Source organism: Wolbachia endosymbiont (group A) of Andrena hattorfiana, assembly GCF_947179565.1.
In the GTDB taxonomy this organism is placed as follows: domain Bacteria; phylum Pseudomonadota; class Alphaproteobacteria; order Rickettsiales; family Anaplasmataceae; genus Wolbachia.
In genome coordinates this window covers 101,212-115,979 of record NZ_CAMXBT010000001.1, presented here as the reverse complement: position 1 = coordinate 115,979, position 14,768 = coordinate 101,212, and the positions used below count along the sequence as shown (strand labels likewise).

Here is a 14,768-nt window from a genome sequence, read left to right as displayed (position 1 = left end):
TTGCCTATACTTCAAGCTGATAATGTAGAAAAAATTAAGTTTGATTCTAGTTTGTGCAAAGAGCCAGAGAAACTTTTTTACTATAAATTTAATATGATTCCTTGGCAAAAATTAAATGATACTACTTTTTTTATGGTTGAAGACACAAGCCGAGATATCAACCGTTGGGTCGAAGCTCATTACGGTATTGACTATGTATTAATAAAAGTGGATAGCGAACAGATTTTAAATCTTCTTAACTCGCACTTTGGTATTTCAGAATTTGCAAGCAACTACTTATATTACAAGAATGCTAATTTTTCAGCTAAAAGCATTAAACTAAGCTCAATATTTTTTGCTTCTTTCTTTATTGTAACTTCAATTTTAACACTAACAGAGAAATATACATATTTTGCTTTGATGTTGATATTTATAATCGGATGTTCTAGTTATTTATTCAAGTTTATAGCTACAATTTTTAACTTATGTGAAACCTCCAACCAAAAAATGGATTATAGTAAGCTGAATGAAGAAGATTTTCCTATATATACTATTTTATTGCCTGCTTTTAAAGAAAGTGCAGTGATAGAGCAATTGATTGAAAGCATTGAAAGTTTGGATTATCCAAAATCGAAATTAGATGTGAAGCTTCAGGTAGAAAGTGATGACCAGGAAACGCTAGCAGCTATAGAAAAGTACACTTTACCACAGTATTTTGAAGTAATAAAAGTGCCTAATTCTTTGCCTAGAACAAAAGCCAAGTCATGCAATTATGCTATGAGCTTTGCTAGAGGAAAGTATGCAGTAATATATGATGCGGACGATAAACCAGACCCATTGCAGTTAAAAAAAGCACTGATTGAATTTAATAAGGGCGACGATAAGCTTGCCTGTGTACAGGCGAAATTAAATTACTATAATTGTGATTATAATTTTCTCACAAAATCCTTTTCTCTGGAGTATATGAACTGGTTTCAATACTTATTGCCTGGATTCCAAAAAATGAACATGCCAATGCCTTTGGGTGGTAGCAGTAATCATTTTTCAGTAAAAATTCTAAAAAAATTGTTTTTCTGGGATGCTTATAGTGTTACCGAAGATGCTGACCTTGGTTTGAGACTTGCGCAAATGGGATATAAAACCAGGATGATTGACTCAGAAACATTGGAAGAGTTACCAATTGCTGTATTTGCTTGGATTAAGCAAAGAGCACGCTGGATCAAAGGCTATATGCAAACTTATATTGTTCATTTAAAAAATATAAAGTCTCTTTATAAACACACTGGATTTAAGGGAATTTTGCTATTGAATCTTTTTGTTGGCTCTGCAGCTTTTATATTTTTTACTACTCCATTTTTACTGCTTTCATTGATATTAACTAAAGTTTTAAATGAATTATTTTTGTACTACTTTGTAGTGGTATACGTTACTAACCTGATTCTTTTGGTAATAGCTGTCAAACAGCAAAAGATGCCTTTTTATTTTTATATAGTATCGATATTTTTTCCGGTCTATAGTCTGCTACATAGTATTGCAGCTTTTCTTGCCTTGTGGGAATTTATTCTTTACCCTGAGCGATGGAACAAAACTCAGCATGGTTTATGGAACAAAAGCAATCAAAACCTGTAGCTATTTGGCTTTTTCTCTGCTGTATTATGGTAATTCTCATGGTGGGGATTGGTGGATTTACCAGACTTTCAAAAGCAGGATTGTCAATCACGGAGTGGAAACCCATCACTGGAACATTGCCACCACTGAGTGGACAAGATTGGCTACAAGAAAAATTAAAATATGAAACTACACCTGAGTATAAAGCATTCAACTATGGTATGAGTATGGAGGAATTTCAGGCTATATACTTAATAGAATATGTACACAGATTGGTTGCAAGACTAACAGGTTTAGTTTTTGTCCTGCCATTTATATATTTTACATTAAGAAGAAAAATATATAAAAAGGTAGTAATAAGGCTATTTGTGGCATTATTATTTGGAGCTTTACAAGCTTTTGCTGGTTGGTATATGGTTAAAAGTGGTTTAGTAACTGAACCTCATGTTAGCCACTATAGGCTTGCACTTCACTTATTATTAGCATTAATTGTCTTTGCATTATTGTCATATCAATTTTTTGATTACCAAATCAGGCCAAAGCAAACTAAACTTAAGATTAGTAGTGACACTATATACTACACAGGGATGATTTTGGCCCTAATTGTAATACAAATAATTTTCGGTGCGTTTGTTGCGGGATTAAATGCTGGTTTGATTTACAATATCTTTCCACTAATGGACGGACAAATCGTTCCAGAAGATTTATTTTTCTTACACCCTATATGGCTGAATATCTTTGAGAACAGAGCGACAGTGCAATTTATACATCGAGCACTGGCATTGCTAATACTAGCTTTGGTAGTAATACTCACAGTAAAAAATGCTAGCGTAAAACCGGTATATATTATGCTGCTCTCCGTTATCATTCAGATCATTTTAGGTATAATTACTCTATTATTGCACATACCAATAGCCATTGCCATAGCTCATCAAGTGTTTTCATTTATCTTGTTTGGGTCAAGTTTATACTTCTTGTGTTATTTAAGAAAGCAGAGCTAATACTACATCACCAATCTGCACATTTTTTCCTTCTTGAACGAGAATATTTTTTATCACCATTGCTGCTTCAGCACATATGATATTTTCCATTTTCATTGCCTCCACCACAAATAAAGGTTGTCCTATTTCTACCTGATCTCCTATATTTACGTGCAACTTAACTAATAAGCCAGATATTGGGGATTTTACAGCATCTGCTGAAATCCCTTCTGTTTCATTATTTAGCATTAACCTACTTAATTCAGCTACATGAGGCTTAAATATACAACACTCAGCTTTCATGCCTGCATGTCTTATGAAGTATTTGCTGCCTTGTTTTTCTACTTTAAATGTTATATCAGCATCATCATTAATTGTAATATATAGTAACTTATGACTTGATTTCCACTTGCCTATTACAGAGTATGTATTGTGGTTATATACTGTTGTTAATATATTATCTTGATATCTTGCACTTACGGAGTACTCATTATCATTTATATTCACTATGAATAAATCTCTTGCACGGTCACCTGCCATCCGAGTAGCTGATACTGGTGCCCCTTCTTTTTTACTAGATTCCAGTGTCACGCACTGGAATGACACCTCAGGTGTTTCATTCACTGCTTTATGATGGTACCTTTCTTCATTTTCCAAATGAACATATAACGCAGTGAAAATAAATATTTTAATATACTCCTCTGTAACAAAATCGCCGTGAAACCCACTAGGGTAATGGTCTGGAATGAATCTCGTATGGAGCTTTGCTGCAATAAAATTTGGGTGATGGAAGATGGATTCTAGAAATTCTATATTATTTGTTACTCCTTCTATATAGCATTCAGACAATGCTTTTTGCATTCTACTGATCGCTTCTACTCTATCTTTTCCATATGTTATAACTTTTGCAATCATTGAGTCATAGAACGTGCTAATTTCTGAACCTGCAGCAACTCCATCATCTATTCTTACATAATCATTTTCATCCGGTTTATCGTAATATTTTATTCTTCCGCTGGAAGGGAAAAATTTCTTCGATGGGTCTTCAGCGCAAATTCTACTTTCTATTGCAGAACCAGTAAGTTTAATATCATCCTGATTGAATCTCAATTTCTCTCCACAGGAAGTTCTAATCATTTCTTCTACTATGTCTATTCCAGTTATAAATTCTGTTACTGGATGCTCAACTTGCAATCTCGTATTTACCTCAAGAAAAATAGAAGTTTTGGTCTTTATCTACAACAAACTCAACAGTGCCTGCTGAAAAATAGCCAACTTGCTTTGCCAGAGAAACACATTGGACATACATTTTTTTGTCTTACTTCTTCACTAATGAATGGACTTGGCGTTTCTTCCATTATTTTCTGGTTATTCCTTTGTATCGAGCATTCTCTTTCTCCAAGACACACTATATTGCCATATTTATCTGCTATGATTTGTATTTCAATATGTCTTGGTAGTTCTATATATTTCTCTATAAAGATACTGCCATCCTTAAAACTTTTCTCTGCTTCATTTGTTGCTGATGTGAACGCTAGTTCAATTTCTTTTTTGGAATTTACAATTCGCATTCCTTTGCCACCACCGCCTGATGCAGCTTTTAGCATAACTGGAAAACCAATCTCTTCAGCAACGATGGCTGCATGAGCGACATCTTTAATCTTGCCCATATATCCTGGTACTACATTTACTCCAGCCTTTCTTGCCTCTTCTTTTGCCGTTATTTTATTGGCTGTAACTTCTATTGTTTTTGCACTTGGCCCGATGAAATCTATGTTGTGTTTTTGCAGAGCACGTGGAAAATCTGGATTCTCTGCTAAAAAACCATAGCCAGGATGAACTGCCTGCGCACCTGTTTCAACTGCTACCTCGCATATTTTTTCAATGTTTAAATAACTAAGGCAAGATGGCGAAGGGCCAATATACCTCGACTCATCTGCTTGCCTTACATGCACAGAATTTATATCCGCATCCGAATATACGCATACACAAGATATACCCATCTTATGGGCAGTTCTGATAATCCTGCAGGCAACCTCCCCTCTGTTTGCTATTAAAATCTTACTGTACTTCTTTTCTGTCACCGTATAAATATACTTTCTTAAGAATCACTCTTAAGAAAGTACATTCCTATATAATTGCCTGCAAGTAATTTCTAGCTTCATCACACACCCAAACCTTCTCCTGCAAGTTGTACATTAGTTTCCACTAAAGTGCTTTCGTTATGCAAGGCATGTATCTCGTTACATGCCTTAACTGACAGGTATGTGACTCCGCCAGAAGCTATTGCAACCATCGAGCTTAGTGCAAAAGTCTGAGAAGATAGATACAGAAAATATAAAGATAAACACAAGGCAGCAATACACGCTATAGCCCCTACTATATATAAACACAGGTGAAACTTCTGATTACATATAAAGCTGTCTTTTATGTCTGCGATTTGCTTAATTTCTTTCTGTTGTGCAGCATCTAAGCAATAAAGAGGAGTTTCCCTTTTCTTATTAAAAGCATGGTCTTTACTGCAGAGCGCATCTTTAATATATTTTTTTATTACATTTGAGTTCCTCTTTCAATCTGCTTACTTCTTTCCGATCTCCAGCTTCTTCTGCTTTTGTAATTTTGTTATCAGCTTCCGTCTCTAAGTAACGCACAATCTCTTTTTACTGCAGGCAGCAAAATCCCACTCCTTGCTGCTTCGTGAAATGGATTATTTCCATATTCATTATGCGCAGTTACAGAAGCAATGTTCTTCCTGCAAATGTCTACAAATTTATCTTTGTTTGGTATTCTTGCAGCTAGATGCAAGAGATTATCTGCCTGTACTATTTGTCTTGTTTTATCAAATGGGCCGGTGTAACGCCAACTGACATTAGCTTCATTAGCTGAGAGAAATTTTTTTATCTCATCTGTAGATCCGATCATAACATACCTAACTATTAACCAACACTAAATTATACAACACGATTTATTAAAAATAAATAAAATTTAATCTCTCAGGATAAATAATTTATAGTAATTCTACATTGTTACAAACGTGGATTTTGGGTATAATAGCCTATACTTTACTGTAACAATAACATGCCAGACGTAGTCACTAGATTCGCTCCGTCACCAACAGGGTTTTTGCACATTGGAGGGGCTCGTACTGCGTTATTTAATTGGCTCTACGCGAGGCACCATGGTGGCAGGTTTTTGCTAAGGATTGAGGACACCGACAGAAAACGTTTAATACAAGAAGCAATTGATGCAATTATAGAAGGGCTAAAATGGCTCGGTGTGAGTTATGATGGAGAAATAGTATATCAGTCAAAAAGAATAGAGCGGCATAAAGAAGTAGCAAACCTTTTGGTTGAGAAGGGTAGGGCGTATCACTGTTATTGCCCTGAAGATGAAGTTACAGAAAAGAAAATAAAAGCAAGAGAAGAGGGCAAGATATACAAGCATAAATGTACTACAAAACCTCCTTCTTGTCATCCCAGTGCTCGACACTGGGATCCAGAAAAAAATATGTGGATTCCAGCGTCACGCGCTGGAATGACATCGGGTGTGAGGTCAGTTATCCGTTTCAAAGTGCCAGACTCGCAAGAGATCGTCATTGATGATAAAATATACGGCCAAATCAAAGTAAGTAGCGAGCAGCTTGATGATATAGTGATCTTACGCTCTGATAATACTCCAACATATATTTTTGCCGTAGTGGTTGACGATCATGATGCTGGAATAACTGATGTAATACGTGGCTCTGACCATCTCACTAATACCTTTAAACAGCTGCTAATATACCAGGCTCTTGATTTTGACATTCCACGCTTTGCACATGTGCCGCTTATCCATGGGGAAGATGGGAATAAGCTATCCAAAAGGCATGGTGCCACAAGCGTTTGCGATTATGAAAAGATGGGAATATTGCCAAAAGCGATGCGTAATTACTTGCTGAGACTTGGCTGGAGTCACGGCAACGATGAGATTATTAGCGATGAGCAAGCAATAGAGTGGTTTAATTTAGAAAGTATTGGTCGTTCACCTGCACGGCTTGATTTCAAAAAACTGGAGCATTTGAATAACCACTATATTAGTAATATGAGCAATGAAGATATTCTGACTCTAATGCTTAGAGAAAATACTCTAAACTGTACAAAAAAAAGGGCTATTTACTGCAGGGACTGACAGAGCTGAAAAAAAGAGCAAACTACCTGACCGAATTATTGGATTTAGCAAAATTTTATATTCAAGATCCGCCGCTTGATTTAAGTGAAGAAGCTTGTCAAATTGTCAAATCTAACCTCAATAATAATTAAGTTACTCGCATCATTTCTGTCAAAGATCGGTGATGAAAATTGGAATAAGGGTTTTTTATCTTCTCAGATCAAGGAATGTGCAAAATCACATGATATGAAAATAAGCAGTGTATACCACTCATTACGTGCCCCTATAACTGGAGTAATGGATGCACCTGGAATCATCGATATCATGGTGATTCTTGGTAAAGACGAGTGTATAAGAAGAAGGTTACAAGCAATTTAAATGAAATAAGAAAATTCCTTGACAAACTCCGCCAGCCCCCTTATTATGACAATAGGGGTATTTATGACTCAAAACTTGTTTTTTGACCTGCAGGTTCAATGACAAAATTCAGTAAAAAACTCAGGGTGTTTATTGGCTGGTTACATAAAATTATAGCGGCTGCATGTCTTTTTTATTTTTTCTACATTCAGCCAAATCGCGCTTATTTTAAGCGTTAGCACATTATTACAGCGCCAGTTTAAATTATTATAGGGTCAAAACTCGCACCACGGGGCTTCTTTTGCCTTTTTTTTTGTTTGGTAAATTTCTTAATGTTTGTAGCTAAAGCAATTTAAGAGACCGAAAATGGTATCATTCCAGCGCGTGACGCTGGAATCTAGTTTTCCATATAATCTCATCGAAAACGTTGTGTTTTAACAACCACTTTCTATGCTAGTTTGCTTGCTTACAAGCAAACTTTTCTGGATCCCAAGTAGTCAGGGCACTGGGATGACAGGAGAAGGAGGCTACTTGAATGACATCCTACCTTGTGGACTCAAATCACAACGTTCGTACAGTTATGGTGGTATGATATGGAAAAATCTCTAGCCATAAGACACAAAGTCTAATGGAAAAAACTGCGAACGCCAGTGAAAAACATAGCAATTTTATTTTCATTTGCAGCTTTTATCACATCTTGATCTTTCAGCGAGCCACCAGGCTGAATTATAGCTGTAATTCCATGTTTTGCACTTTCTACTATAACTATCTGGGAATGGAAAAAATGCATCTGAAGCAAGCACTGCACCTTTACATTTTTCACCTGCTTTTTTTACTGCAATGTTCACACTATCTATTCTGCTTGTTTGTCCTGCACCGATGCCAATAGCACAACCATCTTTTGCTATAACTATTGCGTTGGATTTCACATGTTTACATATTTTCCAGGCAAAAATAAGATCTTCCTTTTCTTTTTCTGTTGTAGTGCATTCTGTTACTTGTTCTGCTTTTATTGTGTGGTCATTATTTTCTTGCACCAAAAACCCACCAACAACATTTTTAGTTTGGTATTTCACATTTTGTTGGAAAGATTTATGAATAATCACTCTTAAATTTTTCTTTCTTTGCAAAATTTTTAGTGCTTCATTGCTGACTGAAGGTGCTATCACTACTTCCAAAAATATCTCGTTTAATTTTTCTGCTAGCTTTAAATCTATCTCCCGATTTTAAAGCTACTATACCACCAAAAACTGCTTACTTTATCACACGATAGGGCCTTTTCATATGCCTCCAAAGCATTATCACTAACAGCAGTGCCACATGGGTTATTGTGCTTTATTATCACTGCTGCAGGCTCTTTAAACTCAGAAATTATGTTAAGTGCGGACTCTATATCTACTATATTATTATAACTCAACTCTTTTCCATGTATTTTTTCTAGCGGATATTTGGTAAATTGATTACTATAAAATGCAGCTTTTTGATGGGGATTTTCACCATACCTGAGTTCTTGTACTTTATGTCCATATAGTGCAAAAAACTCTGGCAACTCATTATTTTTACTCTGGGATAAAAACCAACTGTGAATATTAGAATCATAGTGTGCGGTGAGAGCAAATGCTTTGGTTGCTAAATGTTTTCTATATTCCAATGTTGTTTCATTGTTATTTTTTATCATCTCAGCTTTTAGTGCTTCGTAGTCTTGAATGCTAGAAATAACTGAAGTAAAACAAAAGTTTTTTGCTGGCAGCTCTAATTAACGCCACTCCGCCGATATCAATTTGTTCTATAATTTGATCTTCATTTGAGCCGCTACTTACTGTCTCCCAAAATGGGTATAGGTTAGTTATAAGCAGGTCTATTGGCTCAATACCTAGATTTTGTATTTCCGTTTTGTGCTTTTCTCTATTGCAAAGTATTCCTCCATGAATTTTAGGGTGTAAAGTTTTTACTCTACCACCCAGTATCTCTGGAAATTGTGTGTAATCTGAGACCTCTTGTGTTTTTATTCCGGCATCAGATAGTGCTTTATAAGTATTTCCCGTTGAGAGAATTTCTATTTGTTGCTGCATTAAAAACGATGCAAGATCAATTACATTCGTTTTGTCGTATACTGATATTAAAGCTCTTTTTATTTTCATTTTTGTACAGAAAGTTTTTAAGATTATATCTAAGAAAAGGAAATTTAGCTATTACATTTTCTACACTAATTTAAAGCAGTCTATTCTATAAGTTTTTTTACCATGCTTGATTTCAAGCCACGAATAAAATCTTCAATACTGCAAGGATTTCTCCCTTCCATTTGTACAACTTTAGGAATTAAAGTGCCACCTTTTAAACTTATGTGCATATTATCGTTAACAATCTTACCTTGTTCTGAAGCGAGAGCTTCAAAGTCAGCATCAAGTATCCTGATACGTTTATTCTCTATCTTGATGAACGCTTTTGGGGTAAAACGCTTTAACCTTTCTATAAGCAACCCCACAAGCATCACTTGCATAAATTTTATAGTCTTCCACTTTGTCAGCGTAACATGCATCATTATCGTTCTGTTTTAAGGGAACCTGTTTTTCAATTTCGTTTAGCACTTTCAGCAGTAAATCACTGCCTAATTCAGACAATTTATCATGCAATGTCTTGTAGTTATCGTTCTTTTCGATAAGAAATTTTTCCTGTTTTAAAATAGGACCGGAATCTAATCCTTCATCCAATTGCATAATGCTAACCCCGGTTTCTTGATCTCCTGCTAAAATTGTGTGCTGTATCGGAGCTGCACCACGCCACCTTGGAAGTAATGAAGGATGAATATTTATACAACCATATTTAGGAATATTCAAAATTTTTCTTGGAAGTATCAATCCATACGCAGCAACAACTGCAACGTCTGGTTTGAAATTTCTAAATTTTTCTTGCTCTGCCAAAAACTTTAGAGAGATAGGAGTACATACCTCTATGTTACTTTCTTCAGCGATAACATGTACTGGAGATTTCGTTGGCTTCTGTCCACGTCCTGAAGGTTTTGGAGCCTTGGTGTATACTGCTACCACTTCGCTCTTTGATTTCAGTAACAAGCTCAGAGAATTAACAGCAAATCCTGGTGATCCCATGAAAATAATTCTCATGCTTTCAAGTGTTTTTGCTTTAAGAATTCTTCGCTAATTTACCACTTACGGCTTCTACTAATTTGGCAAAAGCATCCTTATAATTAACGGCCATCTCAGCAAGAATTTTTCTATTTAAATCAATGCCGGCAAGTGTAAGACCATGCATAAACCTACCATAAGTAAGCCCATGCTCTCTTGCTGCTGCATTAATACGTATTACCCATAAGCTACGGAAATCACGTTTACGGGTTCTTCTGTCTCTATAAGCATATTGCAGTGCTTTTTCAACCCTTTGTAATGCAATTCTATAACAGCTTTTTGCACGTCCTCTATAACCCTTTGCCAGTTTCAATATTTTTTTATGACGAGCGTGAGTAGTGACTCCACGTTTTACCCGAGCCATTTTATTTTACCTCCATTTTGTTAAATACCATAAGGCATATAAAGCTTAACTATACGCGAGTCAGATTTACCAAGAATCGTTGTACCGCGCTGATTACGAATATTAGATTTACTTCTCTTTACCATGCCATGCCTTTTGCCTGACTGAGTAGAAATGGACTTTACCCTTAGCTGTAAGGTGAAAGCGCTTTTTAACAGAAGATTTGGTTTTTAATTTTATTCTCTTCATATTCCAAATAAATTTACAAACACTACTATTGAGTTCTTTAAATAGTAATTAAGCATTAGTATAAATAATTTTATTAAAGAATCAAATTAAAATTGTATATTAAAGGAGTTTAAAAGTAATTACGCCCAATATGTGTGTTACACCTTCTTTATTCCCAAGTGGCAACAATACTTGCCTCATTTTAACACTTTCACTTTCTTCCTCTTCATTGATTGGGCATTTACTCTCTATTACAGCATCAAGTTTATCAATAACTGCATCTATTTTATATAGTCGCAAAAATGGTGCATCAATTGCATACTTATTATCAATGCGCGTCTTTTTCTCAAAACCATAGAATTCAACAGCCTTTTCTCCTGCATTTTCACAAATATAACCCTTGATCCTTGACTTCAATGATAAAACAATGCTGCCATGACTCCATTATTTCTGCAGTGTCTATTTCGTGCTTTTCTGGCCAATCTCTGTCTGGTCCTTTTATGTCACTCCAGTGCTCAGTTACCACATTTGCTATTCTTTTTTCTTTGCCTACATAAATTTCCATTCCAATTTCCACATATAAAACACAGATATGAGGTAAATTTATCGTGAATATATTGATTTTTCCTTACCACAAGGTGCATATCACTAGAAGTTCTGAGATCTAGAGAGTGGTGGTATTGTAATTGATTTTATTTCCATTGCAGCTTATTATTCATGAATAATCTCAATAAAAATAATGAAGTTAAGTGAAATCAGAGAAAGATTTATAAAGTTTTTTTTAAGTAATGACCACGAGCAGGTTTCTTCTTCTCCTTTGATTCCAGAACATGACCCAACGCTCATGTTCACAAATGCTGGTATGGTGCAGTTTAAAAATATTTTTACTGGTGCTCAAAAAACTGAAATGAAACGTGCTGTCTCAAGTCAAAAGTGCCTAAGAGCAGGCGGTAAACACAACGATCTTGAAAATGTTGGCTATACAACTCGGCATCACACATTTTTTGAAATGCTCGGAAATTTTAGCTTCGGTGATTACTTTAAGGAAACTGCGATAGAATTTGCGTGGAAATTTATCACTAAGGAGTTATCTCTTGATAAAAACAGACTATCCATAACCGTCTACCATACTGATGATGAGACGTACGAGATTTGGCGTAAGATAAGTGGCTTTTCAAGTGATAAAATCATAAGAATTACAACAGATGATAACTTTTGGAGTATGGGAAGCACTGGTCCATGCGGTCCATGTTCTGAAATTTTTTATGACCATGGGAGTCCTAATTTACAAGACGACGATAGAATTGTTGAAATCTGGAATCTGGTATTCATGGAGTTTAACAAAGATGAAGAAGGTAATTTACACAAATTGCCAAAAAAATGCATCGATACTGGAATGGGTTTTGAGAGAATAGCTACTGTAATGCAAAATGTCCATGATAACTATGATATTGATCTATTTTCTGCTCTGATCAATAAATCTCGAGAGTACTGTGGAAGGACGGAAAATAAAATAGCGCATAAGATCGTAGCAGATCATCTTCGCGCGGCTGCATTTCTCATCGCAGAAGGAGTGCTTCCTGGAAATGAGGGCAGGAATTACGTGTTACGCAGATTAATTAGGAGAGCCGCGCGTTATATCCACCTGCTTGGATATAATGATTCTCTACTCCATCGCATTTTTCCAGCGCTGATAGATAGCACGAGTTCGGCTTATATGGGAGATGTTTATCCTGAATTAGTCAGAGCCAAAAGCTTAATAGAAACGACGTTAAAATCAGAGGAAGAAAACTTTAAAGACACTTTGATGAAAGGTATCAATCTTCTGGAGAAATTCACTACAGATTTAAAATCGGGCGATACTTTACCTGGAGAATCAGCATTTAAGCTATATGACACCTATGGGTTTCCTTTGGATATTACACTTGATGTTTTAAAAGAGAAAAAAAATAAATTTTGACCAGAAGGGTTTTGATGATGCAATGGGAGAACAAAAAGAGAGAGCACGTGCTAAATGGGCTGGATCTGGTGAAAAATCTGTTGAGCAAGTATGGTTTGATTTGATCAATAAATTTGGCAAAACAAAATTTGTTGGTTATGAGTTCAATGAAGTAAGTGATGCGAAAATACTAGCTATAGTTTCCTCTAAAAATGAAGTAATTGATTCTGCAAAGGAGGGAGAAAAGATAACCATTATACTTGATAAAACACCTTTTTATGGCGAGTCAGGTGGACAGGTGGGGGATACTGGAAGTTTCATTGTCCCTTCTGTCATCCAAGTAGCGGACACTGGGATCCAGAAAGAAGAAAACACGTGGTCACGCGCTGGAATGACGACAGATCGCATTGCTGGAAGTATGGTTATAGTGGAAAATACCAATAAGATTAATGACCTATGTTTGCACAGATGCATAGTTAAATTCGGCTCAATTTGTAAAGGTGATGTAGTTACAGCAAGCATCGACAAGGAAAGAAGGCAAACCTTAAGAAGAAATCATTCGGCTACGCATCTTCTGCACTTTGCATTTAGGAAAATCTTGGGTGATCATGTCACTCAAAAAGGTTCCCTAGTTGCACCAGATAGACTGAGATTCGACTTCAGCCATAACACTCAAGTGACTCAAGATCAGTTATTCTGGGTAGAGGATATGGTAAACTCTCTAATCAGAGAAAATCTTTCTGCATCTACAAAAATTCAAAGCATGAATCAGGCAATAGACGAAGGAGCCATGGCGTTGTTTGGTGAAAAATATGGTGATCAGGTTAGAGTTGTAAATATTGGAGATTCGAAAGAGCTATGTGGTGGCACGCACGTTGAACATACTGGAGAAATTGGTTTATTTAAGATAGTAACAGAAAGTTCTGTTGCTTTTGGAGTGAGGAGAATTGAAGCTTTAACTGGTCAGGAAGCAATCAATTATGTACATGATAATGAAATTAACTTAAAAAAAGTTGCAGAATTCGTAAAAGTGCCAGTAAGTGAAATAACAAGCAGATTAAGTGTTTTAAGTCAAGAACACAAAAAATCCGAAACCAAAATAAGAAACCTATATAAAAAGCTTGTGAGTGCAGAGAATATAAAAAGCACTGAAATAAATGGAATAAATTTTATAAGCCACACTTTCACTGATATTCCAGCAAATGTAATAAGAGAGTTTGTTTTGCAGCAACAAAAACCAAAAACGGTAATAGCTTTCACGGCAACAGAAAAAGATAAAACAGTCTTGATTATTAAAGTAAGTAAAGACTTAATCAATAAGATTAGCGCAAAAGAACTAATATCAATAGCAGTTGAAAAGAACTGTGGTGGGAATGCTGAACTTGCACAAACAGGCTGTGATAGCAATAGAATAGATGATGCCATTACAGCCATTTATAGCAAAATAACCGCTTCTAAGCACTCTACATCATACCGCCACGGTATCTCTAGATCCCGCTAACACGTAGCGGGATGACGAGATGCTGCCGCGAACCGTCATACCGCCGCGGCGCTAACAAGCAGCGGAATGACGGTTGTCATAGTGTCATGAAAGTAGCTGACACTGGTTTCCATCCAAGAGAGTGTCATCCGAGTAGCTTGACTACTTGGATCCAGAAAACTTAACTTTAAATAAGTGGCTGCATAATAAAGACTAGATTCCAGCGTCACGCGCTGGAATGACACCATTTTTGGTCTCTTAAATTGCTTTAGCTACAAACATTAAGAAATTTACCAAACGGAAAAAAAGGCAAAAGAAGCCCTGTGGTGCGAGTTTTGACTCTATATTACTGTAAGTGGCGCTGTAATAATGTGCTAACGCTTAAAATAAGCACGATTTGGCTGAATGTAGAAAAAATTTAAAAGACATGCAGCCGCTATAATTTTATGTAATCCGCCAAAAAATATCCTAAGTTTTTTACTGAATTTTGTCATTGAGCCTGCAGGTCAAAAACAAGTTTTGAGTCATAAATACCCTTATTTTCATAATAAGGGGGCTGGCGAAG

6 protein-coding genes and 7 pseudogenes are annotated in these 14,768 nt (G+C 35.9%); 5 read left to right on the top strand and 8 right to left on the bottom strand.

Features of this window, described 5'->3' with window-relative positions; translation table 11 throughout:
* Together OM966_RS00585 and OM966_RS00580 are read left to right on the top strand one after the other, a co-directional pair.
* Nucleotides 1-1,608 carry a glycosyltransferase family 2 protein gene (locus tag OM966_RS00585; RefSeq protein WP_319604300.1) on the top strand — a complete coding sequence of 536 codons (1,608 nt, stop codon included), beginning with the start codon at nt 1-3 and terminating at the stop codon, nt 1,606-1,608.
* The gene (locus tag OM966_RS00580; RefSeq protein WP_264328431.1) at nt 1,557-2,588 is read left to right on the top strand and encodes a COX15/CtaA family protein; all 1,032 of its coding nucleotides are present in this window, start codon (nt 1,557-1,559) and stop codon (nt 2,586-2,588) included. Before OM966_RS00585 ends, OM966_RS00580 begins: the two co-directional genes overlap by 52 nt.
* Here the strand turns inward: OM966_RS00580 and OM966_RS00575 are convergent.
* The 3 genes and pseudogenes from OM966_RS00575 to OM966_RS00565 form a co-directional block, all read right to left on the bottom strand.
* Nucleotides 2,571-4,651 (bottom strand): annotated as a pseudogene (locus tag OM966_RS00575) (acetyl-CoA carboxylase biotin carboxylase subunit). The gene OM966_RS00580 and the pseudogene OM966_RS00575 sit on opposite strands and share 18 nt — an antisense overlap.
* Nucleotides 4,652-4,731: 80 nt before the next feature.
* A complete protein-coding gene (locus OM966_RS00570; protein ID WP_264328430.1) occupies nt 4,732-4,863 on the bottom strand; it encodes a hypothetical protein in 132 nt (43 codons plus the stop codon).
* Nucleotides 4,864-5,192: 329 nt separating this feature from the next.
* Entirely contained in the window at nt 5,193-5,489 is a 297-nt protein-coding gene (locus OM966_RS00565; protein ID WP_264328429.1) for a hypothetical protein, read from the bottom strand.
* A gap of 156 nt (nt 5,490-5,645) precedes the next feature.
* Here OM966_RS00565 and gltX point away from each other — a divergent pair.
* Nucleotides 5,646-7,091: pseudogene (gltX, locus tag OM966_RS00560) on the top strand (glutamate--tRNA ligase).
* Nucleotides 7,092-7,520: 429 nt separating this feature from the next.
* Complete coding sequence (locus OM966_RS00555; RefSeq protein WP_264328428.1) at nt 7,521-7,679, top strand: hypothetical protein; 159 nt, start codon at nt 7,521-7,523, stop codon at nt 7,677-7,679.
* A gap of 16 nt (nt 7,680-7,695) precedes the next feature.
* Here the strand turns inward: OM966_RS00555 and purH are convergent.
* The 5 genes and pseudogenes from purH to OM966_RS00530 form a co-directional block, all read right to left on the bottom strand.
* Nucleotides 7,696-9,211, bottom strand: a pseudogene (purH, locus tag OM966_RS00550) (bifunctional phosphoribosylaminoimidazolecarboxamide formyltransferase/IMP cyclohydrolase).
* Nucleotides 9,212-9,291: 80 nt separating this feature from the next.
* Nucleotides 9,292-10,192: pseudogene (gene fmt / locus OM966_RS00545) on the bottom strand (methionyl-tRNA formyltransferase).
* A 19-nt stretch (nt 10,193-10,211) separates the two neighbouring features.
* Nucleotides 10,212-10,577 (bottom strand): 50S ribosomal protein L20, encoded by a 366-nt coding sequence (gene rplT / locus OM966_RS00540; protein ID WP_264328427.1) that lies wholly within the window; start codon nt 10,575-10,577, stop codon nt 10,212-10,214.
* Nucleotides 10,578-10,597: 20 nt separating this feature from the next.
* A pseudogene (gene rpmI, locus OM966_RS00535) lies at nt 10,598-10,805 on the bottom strand (50S ribosomal protein L35).
* 99 nt (nt 10,806-10,904) lie between these two features.
* A pseudogene (locus OM966_RS00530) lies at nt 10,905-11,349 on the bottom strand (PAS domain-containing protein).
* A 174-nt stretch (nt 11,350-11,523) separates the two neighbouring features.
* On the opposite strand from OM966_RS00530, the pseudogene alaS reads away from it, so the two are divergent.
* A pseudogene (alaS, locus tag OM966_RS00520) lies at nt 11,524-14,224 on the top strand (alanine--tRNA ligase).
* Nucleotides 14,225-14,768 lie beyond the last annotated feature (544 nt).